Here is a 13,867-nt window from a genome sequence, read left to right as displayed (position 1 = left end):
TACTACGTGATGCTTAGTTTAAGGTTTTATGCAGACCTTGTAAATCGTAGACACGCAGTTCGTCCAGGTGGCGCATGCCCTCGATCGCGGCTTCCGCGCCGGCGATGGTGGTGTAGGTGACCACGCGCGACTGCAGGGCCGAGGTACGGATGGTGCGCGAGTCGGTGATCGCCGAACGCTTCTCTTCCACGGTGTTGATCACCATGACGATTTCGCGGTTCTTGATCATGTCGACCACGTGCGGACGGCCTTCCAGCACCTTGTTCACCTGGCGCACCGGCAGGCCGGCCGCTTCGATGACGGCGGCGGTGCCCTTGGTGGCCACCAGCGAGAAGCCCAGCGACACCAGCTCGCGCGCCACGTTGACGGCGCGCGGCTTGTCCGTGCCCTTCACCGACAGGAACACGGTGCCCTTGGCCGGCAGGTTGATGCCCGCGGCCAGCTGCGACTTGACGAAGGCTTCGCCGAAGGTCTCGCCCACGCCCATGACTTCGCCGGTCGACTTCATTTCCGGTCCGAGGATGGTGTCGACGCCCGGGAACTTCACGAAGGGGAACACGACTTCCTTGACGCTGTAGAACGGCGGGGTCACTTCTTTCGTGACGCCCTGGCTGGCCAGGGTCTGGCCGACCATGCAGCGTGCGGCGATCTTTGCGAGCTGCAGCCCCGTCGCCTTCGACACGAAAGGCACGGTACGCGAGGCGCGCGGGTTCACTTCCAGCACGAAGACCGTATCGACCGTCTTGCCGTCGACTTCCGACTGCTGGATCGCGAACTGCACGTTCATCAGGCCGACCACGTTCAGGGCCTTGGCCATCAGGGACGTCTGGTGCTTGAGTTCAGCGATGGTCTCTTCCGACAGCGAGTACGGCGGCAGCGAGCAGGCCGAGTCGCCCGAGTGCACGCCGGCCTGTTCGATGTGTTCCATCACGCCGCCGATGAAGGTGGCTTCGCCGTCCGAGATGCAGTCGACGTCGACTTCGATGGCGTCGTTCAGGAAGCGGTCCAGCAGCACCGGCGAATCGTTCGAGACCTTGACCGCTTCGCGCATGTAGCGCTCGAGGTCGCGCTGCTCGTGGACGATCTCCATCGCGCGGCCGCCCAGCACGTAGGACGGACGCACCACCAGCGGGTAGCCGATTTCGTCGGCCAGCGCCAGGGCGTCGGCTTCGGTGCGCGCGGTGCGGTTCGGCGGCTGGCGCAGGCCGAGCTTCTGCAGCAGCTGCTGGAAGCGCTCGCGGTCTTCGGCCGCGTCGATCATGTCCGGCGAGGTGCCGATGATGGGCACGCCGTTGGCTTCGAGGTCCAGCGCCAGCTTCAGCGGGGTCTGGCCGCCGTACTGGACGATCACGCCTTCGGGCTTTTCCAGGTCGACGATTTCCAGCACGTCTTCCAGGGTCAGCGATTCGAAGTAGAGGCGGTCCGACGTGTCGTAGTCGGTAGAGACGGTCTCCGGGTTGCAGTTGACCATGATGGTCTCGTAGCCGTCTTCGCGCATGGCGAGGGCCGCGTGGACGCAGCAGTAGTCGAACTCGATGCCCTGGCCGATACGGTTCGGGCCACCGCCCAGCACCATGATCTTCTTCTTGTCGGTCGGGTTGGACTCGCACTCCTCGTCGTAGGTCGAGTACATATAGGCCGTGTTGGTCGAGAACTCGGCCGCGCAGGTGTCGACGCGCTTGTACACCGGGCGGATGCCCATGGCGTGGCGGCGCTCGCGCACGGCTTGCGGCGTGGTCTGCATCAGGAAGGCCAGGCGGCGGTCCGAGAAGCCCTTCTGCTTGAGCTTGTACAGGGTCGGCTTGTCCAGGCTGTCGAGCTTCTGGTGATCGAGCCACAGCTCGATGTCGACGATTTCCTTGATCTGGATGAGGAACCACGGATCGATCTTGGTGAGGTTGTGCACCTCTTCCAGGGTGAATCCCTGGGCGAATGCGTCACCGACGTACCAGATGCGGTCCGGACCCGGCTCGCCCAGCTCTTCCTCGATCTTCTCGCGGTCGCGGGTCTTCTCGTTCAGGCCGTCGACGCCGACTTCCAGGCCGCGCAGGGCCTTCTGGAAGGATTCCTGGAAGGTGCGGCCCATGGCCATGACTTCACCCACCGATTTCATCTGGGTGGTCAGGTGCTTGTCCGCCGTCGGGAATTTCTCGAAGGTGAAGCGCGGGATCTTGGTGACGACGTAGTCGATCGACGGCTCGAACGACGCCGGGGTGGCGCCGCCGGTGATCTCGTTGCGCAGCTCATCAAGAGTAAAACCAACAGCCAGTTTGGCCGCCACCTTGGCGATCGGGAAGCCGGTGGCCTTCGAGGCCAGCGCCGAGGAACGCGAGACGCGCGGGTTCATCTCGATGACGATCATGCGGCCGTCCTTCGGGTTGATCGCGAACTGCACGTTGGAGCCGCCGGTATCGACGCCGATTTCGCGCAGCACGTTGATCGACGCGTTGCGCATGATCTGATATTCCTTGTCCGTCAGGGTCTGCGCCGGCGCCACGGTGATCGAGTCGCCGGTGTGCACACCCATCGGGTCCAGGTTTTCGATCGAGCAGATGATGATGCAGTTGTCCTTCTTGTCGCGGACGACTTCCATCTCGTACTCTTTCCAGCCGAGGAGGGACTCTTCAATCAATAGCTCGTTGGTCGGTGAAGCCTCGAGGCCGCGCTTGCAGATCTGTTCGAACTCTTCCTCGTTGTAGGCGATGCCGCCGCCGCTGCCGCCCATGGTGAAGGACGGACGGATGATGGTCGGGAAGCCCAGCTCGCGCTGCACCGCCCACGACTCTTCCATCGAGTGCGCCACGCCCGAGCGTGCCGAACCGAGGCCGATCTTGGTCATCGCGTCCTTGAACTTGGCGCGGTCCTCGGCCTTGTCGATCGCTTCCGGGGTCGCGCCGATCAGCTCGACCTTGTATTTATCGAGCACGCCGTTGCGGTGCAGGTCGAGCGCGCAGTTCAGCGCGGTCTGGCCGCCCATGGTCGGCAGGATCGCGTCGGGACGCTCCTTGTCGATGATGCGCTCGACGACCTTCCAGGTGATCGGCTCGATGTAGGTGACGTCCGCGGTTTCCGGGTCGGTCATGATGGTCGCCGGGTTCGAGTTGACCAGGATGACCTTGTAGCCTTCTTCACGCAGGGCCTTGCAGGCCTGGGCGCCCGAGTAATCGAATTCGACCGCCTGGCCGATGACGATCGGACCGGCGCCGATGATCAGGATGCTTTTGATATCACTACGTTTTGGCATATTAATTCTTCTCCGCGGCTTGCATCAGGTTGATGAAGCGGTCAAACAGGTAGGCGACGTCGGTCGGGCCGGGCGAGGCTTCCGGGTGGCCCTGGAAGCAGAAGGCCGGTTTGTCGGTGCGCTCGAAGCCCTGCAGCGAGCCGTCGAACAGCGAGACGTGGGTAACGCGGCAGTTGGCCGGCAGCGTGTCGGGATCGACCGCGAAACCGTGGTTCTGCGAGGTGATGAGCACCTTCTTCGAATCGAGGTCCTGCACCGGGTGGTTGGCGCCGTGGTGGCCGAACTTCATCTTCATGGTCTTGGCGCCAGACGCCAGCGCCATGATCTGGTGACCCAGGCAGATGCCGAAGGTCGGGATGCCCTTCTCGATCAGCTCGCGGCTGGCCTTGATGGCGTAGTTACAGGGTTCCGGGTCGCCCGGGCCGTTGGCCAGGAAAATGCCGTCCGGATTCAGCGCCAGAGCATCAGCCGCCGTGGCTTCCGCCGGCAGCACGGTGACCTTGCAGCCGCGCTCGGCCAGCATGCGCAGGATGTTGCGCTTCACGCCGTAGTCGAAGGCGACCACGTGGTACTGGGGATTCTCCTGCTTGCCGAAGCCCTGGCCGAGCTTCCACTCGGTCTCGGTGAACACATAGGGCTCCTTCACCGACACGACCTTGGCCAGGTCCATGCCTGCCAGGCCCGGGAAGGAACGGGCCAGCTCCAGCGCCTGCGCTTCTTGAGGCTCCTTGCCCTGCACGCCGGTGAGGATGGCGCCGGCCTGGGCGCCCTTCTCGCGCAGGATGCGGGTGAGCTTGCGGGTGTCGATGCCGGCGATGGCCACCACGTTTTCCTGCTTCAGGTAGTCCGACAGCGATTGCGTGGAACGGAAATTCGATGCCAGCAGCGGCAGGTCACGGATGATCAGGCCGGCGGCGTGGACGCGGGAAGCCTCGACGTCGGCCGGGTTGACGCCGTAGTTGCCGATGTGCGGGTACGTCAGGGTGACGATCTGACGCGAGTAGCTGGGGTCGGTGAGGATTTCCTGGTAGCCGGTAATCGCGGTGTTGAACACCACTTCACCGGTCGTGTGACCGGCGGCGCCAATGGAATATCCTTTGAAAATCGTTCCGTCTGCGAGGGCCAGGATGGCTGGGACGGCTGGGCCAGAAAAAAATGGCGGCAAGGGTAACTCCCAATAAAGTTACCGTAGCTGCGCCACGTCAGACCGACATCCAAAATGCCCGGGCCGTATGCTGCCTGCCGGGAGATGGACATCTAGTTGAATGAGGGATGGTGGGTAGGCGCTACGGCTGATGTGTGAATGGTTAAACTTCCAAATTATAGCGCGGATTGGCCCTATTCGGCAATGCAGCAATTTTAAAAAATCGGCGCAATTTCTGCCTTTTCACACCGAAAACGTGTGCCCTTCCCCACTTTTCCTTGATTCCAACGGTGACAGCGCCAAAACAAAAAGGCGCCCGCAGGCGCCTTCGGTGACAGGCTGGTTACACGCTCAGCCTTGAGTCAGGGCGGCGATGCCGGCCTTGGCGACCTGCGCATCCTCGTTCGACTTCACGCCCGACACGCCAACGGCGCCGATCACATGACCGTCGACGATGACCGGCACGCCGCCTTCCAGCATGCCCTCGATTTCCGGTGCGGACAGGAAGGACACGCGTCCATTGTTGATCACGTCCTCGTATACCTTCGACTCACGGCGGCCGAGCGCGGCGGTCTTGGCCTTGGCCGGCGCAATATAGGACGAGGTCGGCGCGGCGCTGTCCAGGCGCTGGAACCACAGCAGGTGGCCGCCGTCGTCGACGATGGCGAAGGACACCGCCCAGTTGTTGCGCAGCGCTTCGGCTTCCGCGCCGGCGGCGATCTTCTTGATGTCTTCGAGGGTGAGGAAAGGTTTCGATTGCATAGTCAGTCCTGTTATTGGGATTGCTGCTTGGCCTTGAGCTTGGCCTTGATCTGGGGCATGAGCTGCGCGGCGGCCTGCTCGCCGGCGAGGATCGCCAGGTTACGGCTGGTGAAGTCGGCGCTGCCCATATTGCCCAGGGCCGGGGTGATGACGATGTCGGCTTCCTTCAGCTCGAAGTGATTCAGGCGCTGGCCCATGATGCTGAAGGTTTGCATCAGCACGTCGAGGGAGCTGGCCGTGGCCGCGCCTTCGGTCGCGCTGGAAATATTCACCGCAATGATGAAGTCTGCACCCATGTCCTTGGTGAACTTCACCGGCACCGGCGCCACCAGGCCGCCATCGACATAGGTATTCGCGCCAATCTTGACCGGCTGGAACACGCTCGGCACTGCCGAGGAGGCGCGCACGGCCATGCCGGTATTGCCCTTGTTAAAGAGGATCGGCTTGCCGGTCTTGAGGTCGGTGGCCACCGCCCCGAAGCGGATCTTCAGGCGCTCCATCGGCACGTTGTTCACGGCTTTGTTCACGTAATTCTGCAGCGCCTCCCCTTTCAACACCCCGGTCGACTTGCCGAACAGCGGCAGCGCCCAGTCCGAGATCGTCGCCTCGTCCATGCCCATGGCGGTCTTTTGCAGGGTGAAACCACTCATTCCCGAGGCGTACAGGGAGCCGACCACCGAGCCGGCGCTGGTGCCGACCACGATCTCGGGCACGATGCCCTGGGCCTCGAGGGCCTTGATGACGCCGATATGGGCGAAGCCGCGTGCCGCGCCGCCGCCCAGCGCCAGACCGATGCGGACCTTGCGTGGCGGCGCGGGTGGAGTGACCTGCTGGGCGACCGGGGTGGCCGGGGGTGGAGTCGGGGTGCTGCCGCAGGCAGTCAGGAGCAGCGCGGCGCAGGCGATCAGGGAGCTACGGCGAGAGAACATATACGGAGGAAATTAGAACGAGGCACGATTGTACCTCGACTCTCTACCGCATCGCTCAGGACGGCGGGCCTTGCCGACGTTCTGCCGCCAGCCGATTCGTATCCGCTCCCCCCACCGGCCCTGGCGGCGAATTTCTGAGCCGTTTTATCACACGTTGGTTAGTTACAAATCTTGCGGGATTAAACAGGGTCAGAGTCGAATTACCGAGCAATATCGAAAAATTGCCTGTAATTCGACTCTGACCCTAATTGTCGAGCAGCAATGATACCGAACAGCAATGAGGGTCAGAGTTCAGTTATTCGGAAATTTAACAATCTTTCCCAACAATTTGACTCTGACCCCAATTATGGATGGGTTCAGCCCGGCAGCGAGGTATTCGGCAACGACGCCGTGAACGTACTCCCCTGCCCCGGCACCGAACTGATGCTCAAGCGCCCGCCGTGGCGGATCAGCACGTGCTTGACGATCGCCAGCCCCAGGCCCGTGCCCTGGGTCTCGCGCGAACGGCTCTTGTCGACCCGGTAGAAGCGCTCGGTGAGCCTGGAGATATGAATCGGCTCGATCCCGATCCCGCAATCCGTCACCGAGAACTGCAGATCGTTCGCACCACGTGTCCACTTCAGGCGGATCGTGCCGCCGCCCGGCGAATAGCGCACCGCATTCGACGCCAGGTTGGCGAAGGCGCTGCGCAGCTCTTCCAGGCTACCCATCACGTCGGGGCCGTCGACGTCGACCGCGATCTCATGGCGCCCGCCCGACAGCGCACGCGCCTCTGCGGCCACCGAGTCGACCATCGCCCGCATGTCGACCCGTTCGCGCTTGAGCGGGAACTCGTCCGACTCCAGGCGCGACAGGGTCAGCATGTCGCCGATCAGGCGCTGCATGCGGTGCGCCTGCTCCGTCATCAGCTCCAGGTGGGCGGTGCGGGTGGCCACGTCCAGGCCGGGGTCCGACATCGCGATCTCGAGGAAGCCGACGATCACGGTCAGGGGCGTGCGCAGCTCGTGCGAGGCGTTGGCGATGAAGTCGCGGCGCATGGCCTCGATGCGCTCGGTATCGGTGGCGTCGTGCGTCACCAGGATCTGGCGCCGGTTTTCAAAAGGAATGATGCGGCACTCGAGCTTCCTGCCGCGGAAGGACAGGGTCAGCGGCTGCTCGTAGCGCCCCAGGATCACGTAGTCGATGAATTCCGGATGACGCACCAGGTTGGTCACGCGCAGGCCCTTGTCGCGCGCCATGGTGAGCCCGAGATGGCGCTCGGCCGCCTCGTTGCACCACTCCAGGAACAGCACGTCGTCCATGATGGCCACGCCTTCCGGCAGCAGCTGCATCGCCTCGCGGAAGCGCGCCAGCCATTCGGCCATCTCGGCCTGGTGGCGCTCGTCCTCGCGCCGCAGCCTGTAAAGCCGCGCGAACACGTCGGTCCAGGCGCCCCAGCCGTCCGGCAGGCGGCTCGAGTGCGGGTCGACCAGCCATTCGCCCAGCTCGTGCAGGTAGCGCAGCTGGACGAACAGGGCCACCACCACGGCGGCGAGCGCGAACAGCAGGGCTGCATGCAGACCGCCCATCCACCACACCACGCCGGCCGCCAAGAACAGCAGCGCCAGGCGCATCACGGCCGGCACCCAGAACAGGACCTTCGAACTCATCGACCTCATCGCGGGCGCATCACTTCTCGGACAGCATGTAGCCGACGCTGCGCACGGTGCGGATCAGGCCATCGGCGCTCTTCAAGGCCTTGCGCAGGCGCAGTACGTGCACGTCGACCGTGCGCTCCTCGATCACGGCGTGGTCGCCCCACACCTTGTCGAGCAGCTGGGCGCGCGAGAACACGCGCTCGCGGTGCGCCATCAGGAACTTGAGCAGCTTGTATTCGGCATTGCCGATCTCGATCTGCGCGTTCTCAACGCTGACGGTGCAGCTGTTCGGGTCCAGCACCACGCTGCCTGCGCGCAGCGGCGCCTCGGCCAGGTGCGGGCTTTTCCGGCGCAGCAGCGCACGCGAACGGGCCAGCAGCTCGCGCGGCGAGAAGGGCTTGGTGACGTAGTCGTCGGCGCCCGTGTTCAGGCCTGCGATCTTGTCCTCTTCCATGCTCTTCGCGGTCAGCATGATGACCGGGATGTCCTGGAAATCGCGGTCGCCGCGCAGGCGCGAGAGCAGGCGCAGGCCGCTCTGGTCGGGCAGCATCCAGTCCAGCAGCACCAGGTCGGGCTTGCCGTGGGTGATGCTGTCCCAGGCGCCGCCGACGGTGTCGGCGGTGCGGATGTCCCAGCCGGCCTCGCGCAGCGAGTACTTCACCAGTTCGACGATGGCGGGTTCGTCTTCGACGACCAAAACGCGTGTGCTGTCGACCATCGTCAGGCTGCCGGCTCGCTGACCACAGGTTTGCTGTGGCGGATGTCGCGGCCCTCGACCACGTAGATCACGTACTCGGCGATGTTCTTCGCATGGTCGCCGATGCGTTCGATGGCCTTGGCCACCCACAGGGTGTCCAGCGCCGAGGAGATCGTGCGCGGGTCTTCCATCATGAAGGTGATCAGGTTGCGCAGGATGGTGCGGAATTCGTGGTCGATGACCTCGTCGGCCGCGATCAGCTCCAGCGCCTGCTTGCCGTCCAGGCGGGCAAAAGCGTCCAGGGCATTGTGCAGCAGGTCGACTGTGCCCTTGGCGATGGTGCGCACCATGTCGTAGTGGGCGAAGGACACGCCGCCGCGCTCGTGCAGGCTCCTGGCGGTGCGGGCGATCTTCGAGGCTTCGTCGCCGATGCGTTCCAGGTCGGTGATGACCTTGATGGTCGCCATCACGGTGCGCAGGTCGTTGGCGGTCGGCTGGCGGCGCACGATCAGGTGGCTGCAGGCGTCGTCGAGCTGCACTTCCAGCTGGTTGACGGCCTGGTCGTCATGGATCACGCGCTCGGCGCGCTCGGCGTCGCCCACGCGGAAGCACTCCAGCGCCTCGTCGAATGCGGTTTCCACCATGCCGCCCATGAGCAGGACTTTCGAACGGATCGCTTCCAGCTCCTGGTCGTACTGTTTGGATGAATGCTCGCCTGTCATACTGTTCTCCGTGTTCTTGAGTGTATCTTGCAGATCAGCCGAAGCGGCCGGTGATGTAGTCTTGCGTTTCCTTGCGGGCCGGGTTCATGAAGATCTGGTCGGTTTCGCCGAATTCGACGAGCTCGCCAAGATACATGTAGGCAGTGTAATCGGAACAGCGGGCAGCCTGCTGCATATTGTGGGTCACGATGGTGATCGTGTAGTCCTGTTTCAGCTCGCTGATCAGCTCTTCGATCTTGGCCGTCGAGATCGGGTCGAGCGCCGAAGTCGGCTCGTCGAGCAGCAGGACGTCGGGCTTGACCGCCACGCCGCGCGCGATGCACAGGCGCTGCTGCTGGCCGCCCGACAGCGACAGGCCGCTTTTATTCAGCTTGTCCTTGGCTTCTTCCCACAGGGCCGCCTTCTTGAGCGCCCACTCCACGCGCTCGTCCATCTCGCCTTTCGAGAGGTTCTCGTAGAGGCGCACGCCGAAGGCGATGTTGTCGTAGATGGACATCGGGAACGGGGTCGGCTTCTGGAACACCATGCCGACCTTCGCACGCAGCATGTTCACGTCCACGCCCGGCTCCAGGATGTTACGGCCGCGGTACTGGATCGAGCCCTCGGCGCGCTGGCCCGGATACAGGTCATACATGCGGTTCAGGGTGCGCAGCAGGGTCGACTTGCCGCAGCCGGACGGGCCGATGAAGGCCGTCACCTGCTTGTCGTGGATGTCGAGCGAGACGTTCTTCAGGCTCTGGGTCTTCCCGTAGAAGAAGTTCAGGCCTTCGATCTCGATCGTCTTGGCTTTGGCAGCGGTGGCGGCCGGTTTGGTCATGGCTTGGTTCATCACGTTGGTCATTCCAGGTAAGTTCGTTATCGATCAGCGCGGCGTCTTCTGGGTGAACAGGGTGCGCGACAGGATGTTCAGGGCCAGCACGGTGAAGGTCACCAGCAGCGCGCCGCCCCAGGCCAGCGAACGCCAGTCGTCGTAGGGGCTCATCGCATAGGTGTAGATCACTACCGGCAGGTTGGCCATCGGCTGGCTCATGTCGGTGCTGAAGAACTGGTTGTTCAGGGCGGTGAACAGCAGCGGTGCGGTTTCGCCGGAGACGCGGGCCACGGCCAGCAGCACGCCGGTGATCACGCCGGCCTTGACTGCCCGCAGGCGCACCGTCATCGCCACCTTCCAGTGCGGCGCGCCGAGGGCGTAGGCCGCTTCCAGCAGGCTGTTCGGCACCAGGCGCAGCATATTGTCGGTGGTGCGCACCACGACCGGGATCGAGATCAGGGACAGCGCGATCGAGCCCGCATAGCCGGCGAAGTTGCCGACCTTGGACACGTACAGGGCGTAGACGAAGACGCCGATCACGATCGAAGGAGCCGAGAGCATGATGTCGGTCACGAAGCGCGTCACTTGGGCGAAGCGGTTGTTCTCGCCGTACTCGGCCAGGTAGATGCCGGCCAGGATGCCGACCGGGGTGCTGACCAGGGTCGACAGGCCGACCATCATCAGGCTGCCGACGATGGCGTTGCGCAGGCCGCCCGGGCTGCCCGGGGCCGGCGTGTCCATGGTGAACAGCGCCGTCGACAGGCCGCCGAAGCCCTCCTTGACCAGGGTCGCCAGGATCCACAGCAGGACCGCCAGGCCGATGCCCATGGCGCAGACCGAGAGGAAGATGCCGACGCGGTGCGCCAGCAGGCGCTTGCGGTAGACGGGGTTTTTCACGGTGCCGTGCATTATTTGGTTCCTTCGTTGCGGGACATCTTGAACAGCATCAGCTTGGCGGCCGACAGCACGATGAAGGTGATGGCGAACAGGATCAGGCCCAGTGCATACAGCGAGGACAGGTGCATCGCCGACGTGGCTTCGTTGAACTCGTTGGCCAGGGTCGAGGAGATCGAATTACCGGCCGAGAACAGCGACCAGGACAGGTCGTGGGCGTTACCGATGACGAAGGTGACGGCCATGGTCTCGCCCAGGGCGCGACCCAGGCCCAGCATCACGCCGCCGACCACGCCGTTGCGGGTGTAGGGCAGCACCACCTTGCGCACCACTTCCCACTTGGTGCAGCCCAGGCCATAGGCGGATTCCTTGAGGACGGTCGGGACGATCTCGAACACGTCGCGCATCACCGAGGCGATGAACGGGATGATCATGATCGCCAGGATCAGGCCGGCGGTCAGGATGCCGATGCCCATCATGGGGCCCTGGAACAGCTGGCCGATCACCGGCAGCTGGCCGAGGGTAGCCTTCAGCAGCGGCTGCACGTGGTCCGCGAACAGCGGCGCGAACACGAAGAAGCCCCACATGCCGTAGATGATCGAGGGCACGCCCGCGAGCAGCTCGACCGCGGTGCCCAGGGGGCGGCGCAGCCAGTTGGGGCAGATCTCGGTGAGGAACAGGGCGATGCCGAAGCTGATCGGGAAGGCCACGGCGAGCGCGATGATCGAGGTGGCGAGCGTGCCCCAGATCGCGATCATGGCGCCGAACTGGTCGCCCACCGGGTCCCACTCGACGCGGGTGATGAAGGCGGCGCCGAATTCCTTCAGGGCCGGCGCCGCGCCGAGCGCGAGGGACACGATGATCCCGACCAGCACCAGCAGCACCGAGGCCGCGAACAGCAGCGTGAGCTTGTGGAAGAAGAAGTCCTGGATGCGCTGCTTGCGCATGGTATTGCGCAGGGCTGCGGCCTGGCGGGCTTCGGATTCGGACGCTGCCTGGCCGGTCAGGTCGTCCAGCGCGGCGGAGGGTTGTACGCTCATGGCTTTTTTGTCAATCTTCTAGGCAAACGGAAGGGCCGCGACGGGTCACCCGGCAGCCCTGTTCAAGTTGAATTACCAGACCGCCTTGCCCGAAGCGTCCTTCAGATTGGCGCGCCAGGCGTCCTGCACCAGCTTGGTCACGCTGTCCGGCATCGGCACGTAGTCCAGCTCGACCGCGGCGGCATCGCCGTTCTTGTAGGCCCAGTCGAAGAACTTCAGCACTTCCTTGCCGCGGTTGGCATCGGCCTGGCTCTTGTGCACCAGGATGTAGGACACGCCGGTGATCGGCCAACTGGCCTTGCCCGGCTGGTTGGTCAGCACCACGGCGTAGCCCGGGGTGCCGGTCCAGTTGGCGCCGGCGGCGGCCGCCTTGAAGGCCTCGTCGTCCGGCTGCAGGAAGGCGCCGTCCTTGTTCTGCAGCTGGGTGTGCTGCATCTTGTTGCGCTTGGCGTAGGCCCACTCGACGTAGCCGATCGAGCCCTTGATGCGCTGCACGTTGGCGGCCACGCCCTCGTTGCCCTTGCCGCCCACGCCGACCGCCCACTTGACGGTGGTGCCGGCGCCGATCCTGCTCTTGAACTCGGGGCTCATCTGCGACAGGTAGTCGGTCCACAGGAAGGAGGTGCCCGAGCTGTCGGCGCGGCGCACCACGGTGATGTCGTCCGCCGGCAGCTTGACGCCCGGGTTCAGGGCGGCGATCTGCGGCGCGTTCCACTTGGTGATCTTGCCCAGGTAGATGTCGGCCAGCACGGCGCCGGTCAGCTTCAGCTGGCCCGCGGCGAGGCCGGGCACGTTCACGACCGGCACCACGCCGCCCATGATGGCCGGGAACTGGAACAGGCCCGAGGCGTCCAGCTCGGCCGCCGGCAGCGGCATGTCCGAGGCGCCGAAGTCGACGGTCTTGGCCTTGATCTGCTTGATGCCGGCGCCGGAACCCACCGATTGGTAATTGAGGCCGTTGCCCGAGCTCTTCTTGTACATTTCCGCCCACTTGGCATAGATCGGGTAGGGGAAGGTTGCGCCGGCGCCGGTGATGTCGGCGGCCTGGGCGCCGACGGCGATGGTGGCGATGGCGATGGTGGCGAACAGGTGCTTCATGCGCATGGTGGATCCTTTCGGAGGCTGGGACGGGTCCCGGTTCATTGACGCTGCGAAGTCTACTGGCCGAATATGACAAGTTCATGACAGATGTAATAATTCGGCGAAGCGCCGTCATCATGCACCGCTTTCCCGGGCGGGCGCACACGCTTGTATTGACGTGGCGGGAGCCGGTCCGCGGCGGGCCCGGGCGATGTAAAAATATTCACGAACCGCCCCTCCCCCTGCCCTTGTAAATACGCCGCCCTCTGCTAAGCTGAAAGCGTGTTCTTCATAGAGAGGGGATGCTGAAAGGCGTTGATGGTCATGTTTGAGATTGCAGTGTTTGGCATACTTGCAGGCCTGGCTGGGCTGGTTGCATACGAGATCTACCAAGAGACTCGCAGCGGCTCGGAAACCTGGCACGATCACTATCACGAATAGTGCCGGCCCGATCGTTCGGGCCATGTCATAAAGCGACAAAGCGGCGAGGCCCACAGGGCGCTCGCCGCTTTGCTGTTGAAATACCGCGGGTGTGAAACGCGCGGATTGTGACAGCTCAGCGCAGGTAGCGCGCGATCGCCGTCATCGCGTTCAGTTCCAGGTTCAGGAACTGGAATCCCACCTTGAATTCCCCGCCGCTGAAGATGCAGTACAAGGCCTTGGAACGGGCACTGATGGGGACCGCCTTGCCGTCGACCAACAGCTCGAAACTGACGACGCCGGTCTGGCCGACCGGCAGCGGGTCCGGCAGGTTGATGCTGGCGCCGTTGGCGCCGATATCGCTGGTGCGGCCGGTAACGGGGGCCTCGCCTTCCATGGCGACCTTCGCCCGCGTGCGCAAGACCTTGCGCTCGGATTTCCTTTGTTCTGTAAACACGTTATGCGGAAAGAGAAAAGATTGAGTGAG

General features: G+C 64.0%; 12 protein-coding genes. All 12 read right to left on the bottom strand.

What is annotated here, in order from left to right:
• Positions 1-13: 13 nt before the first annotated feature.
• Complete coding sequence (gene carB / locus ACQ7JA_RS02715) at positions 14-3,244, bottom strand: carbamoyl-phosphate synthase large subunit (protein ID WP_430894363.1); 3,231 nt, start codon at positions 3,242-3,244, stop codon at positions 14-16.
• Between the two features lies 1 nt (position 3,245).
• Positions 3,246-4,409: a glutamine-hydrolyzing carbamoyl-phosphate synthase small subunit gene (gene carA / locus ACQ7JA_RS02710; protein ID WP_430894362.1), complete on the bottom strand. Its 1,164-nt coding sequence runs from the start codon at positions 4,407-4,409 to the stop codon at positions 3,246-3,248.
• A 330-nt stretch (positions 4,410-4,739) separates the two neighbouring features.
• The gene (locus ACQ7JA_RS02705) at positions 4,740-5,150 is read right to left on the bottom strand and encodes a GlcG/HbpS family heme-binding protein (RefSeq protein WP_430894361.1); all 411 of its coding nucleotides are present in this window, start codon (positions 5,148-5,150) and stop codon (positions 4,740-4,742) included.
• An 11-nt stretch (positions 5,151-5,161) separates the two neighbouring features.
• Positions 5,162-6,079, bottom strand: a complete 918-nt coding sequence (locus ACQ7JA_RS02700; RefSeq protein WP_430894360.1) for a patatin-like phospholipase family protein — start codon at positions 6,077-6,079, stop codon at positions 5,162-5,164.
• Between the two features lie 356 nt (positions 6,080-6,435).
• Positions 6,436-7,728 carry a phosphate regulon sensor histidine kinase PhoR gene (gene phoR / locus ACQ7JA_RS02695; RefSeq protein WP_430894359.1) on the bottom strand — a complete coding sequence of 431 codons (1,293 nt, stop codon included), beginning with the start codon at positions 7,726-7,728 and terminating at the stop codon, positions 6,436-6,438.
• Positions 7,729-7,747: 19 nt separating this feature from the next.
• A complete protein-coding gene (locus tag ACQ7JA_RS02690) occupies positions 7,748-8,434 on the bottom strand; it encodes a response regulator (RefSeq protein WP_430894358.1) in 687 nt (228 codons plus the stop codon).
• A 2-nt stretch (positions 8,435-8,436) separates the two neighbouring features.
• Positions 8,437-9,135: a phosphate signaling complex protein PhoU gene (phoU, locus tag ACQ7JA_RS02685; RefSeq protein ID WP_430894357.1), complete on the bottom strand. Its 699-nt coding sequence runs from the start codon at positions 9,133-9,135 to the stop codon at positions 8,437-8,439.
• A gap of 34 nt (positions 9,136-9,169) precedes the next feature.
• The gene (gene pstB, locus ACQ7JA_RS02680) at positions 9,170-9,952 is read right to left on the bottom strand and encodes a phosphate ABC transporter ATP-binding protein PstB (protein WP_430894356.1); all 783 of its coding nucleotides are present in this window, start codon (positions 9,950-9,952) and stop codon (positions 9,170-9,172) included.
• Positions 9,953-9,997: 45 nt separating this feature from the next.
• Entirely contained in the window at positions 9,998-10,855 is an 858-nt protein-coding gene (pstA, locus tag ACQ7JA_RS02675; protein ID WP_430894355.1) for a phosphate ABC transporter permease PstA, read from the bottom strand.
• Positions 10,855-11,880, bottom strand: a complete 1,026-nt coding sequence (gene pstC, locus ACQ7JA_RS02670) for a phosphate ABC transporter permease subunit PstC (RefSeq protein ID WP_430894354.1) — start codon at positions 11,878-11,880, stop codon at positions 10,855-10,857. Before pstC ends, pstA begins: the two co-directional genes overlap by 1 nt.
• A gap of 72 nt (positions 11,881-11,952) precedes the next feature.
• The gene (gene pstS / locus ACQ7JA_RS02665; protein WP_430894353.1) at positions 11,953-12,984 is read right to left on the bottom strand and encodes a phosphate ABC transporter substrate-binding protein PstS; all 1,032 of its coding nucleotides are present in this window, start codon (positions 12,982-12,984) and stop codon (positions 11,953-11,955) included.
• A 532-nt stretch (positions 12,985-13,516) separates the two neighbouring features.
• Complete coding sequence (locus ACQ7JA_RS02660) at positions 13,517-13,837, bottom strand: PilZ domain-containing protein (protein WP_430894352.1); 321 nt, start codon at positions 13,835-13,837, stop codon at positions 13,517-13,519.
• Positions 13,838-13,867: the final 30 nt, after the last annotated feature.

The organism is Massilia sp. BKSP1R2A-1, from assembly GCF_050586525.1.
In the GTDB taxonomy this organism is placed as follows: domain Bacteria; phylum Pseudomonadota; class Gammaproteobacteria; order Burkholderiales; family Burkholderiaceae_D; genus Telluria.
This window is presented reverse-complemented; position numbering and strand designations above follow the sequence as displayed.

What these genes read in the sequence shown, in the direction of transcription:
- carB (WP_430894363.1), bottom strand. Translation starts at nt 3,244, where the DNA reads ATGCCAAAACGTAGTGATATCAAAAGCATCCTGATCATCGGCGCCGGT.
- ACQ7JA_RS02705 (WP_430894361.1), bottom strand. Translation starts at nt 5,150, where the DNA reads ATGCAATCGAAACCTTTCCTCACCCTCGAAGACATCAAGAAGATCGCC.
- ACQ7JA_RS02700 (WP_430894360.1), bottom strand. Translation starts at nt 6,079, where the DNA reads ATGTTCTCTCGCCGTAGCTCCCTGATCGCCTGCGCCGCGCTGCTCCTG.
- phoR (WP_430894359.1), bottom strand. Translation starts at nt 7,728, where the DNA reads ATGAGTTCGAAGGTCCTGTTCTGGGTGCCGGCCGTGATGCGCCTGGCG.
- ACQ7JA_RS02690 (WP_430894358.1), bottom strand. Translation starts at nt 8,434, where the DNA reads ATGGTCGACAGCACACGCGTTTTGGTCGTCGAAGACGAACCCGCCATC.
- phoU (WP_430894357.1), bottom strand. Translation starts at nt 9,135, where the DNA reads ATGACAGGCGAGCATTCATCCAAACAGTACGACCAGGAGCTGGAAGCG.
- pstB (WP_430894356.1), bottom strand. Translation starts at nt 9,952, where the DNA reads ATGACCAAACCGGCCGCCACCGCTGCCAAAGCCAAGACGATCGAGATC.
- pstA (WP_430894355.1), bottom strand. Translation starts at nt 10,855, where the DNA reads ATGCACGGCACCGTGAAAAACCCCGTCTACCGCAAGCGCCTGCTGGCG.
- pstC (WP_430894354.1), bottom strand. Translation starts at nt 11,880, where the DNA reads ATGAGCGTACAACCCTCCGCCGCGCTGGACGACCTGACCGGCCAGGCA.
- pstS (WP_430894353.1), bottom strand. Translation starts at nt 12,984, where the DNA reads ATGCGCATGAAGCACCTGTTCGCCACCATCGCCATCGCCACCATCGCC.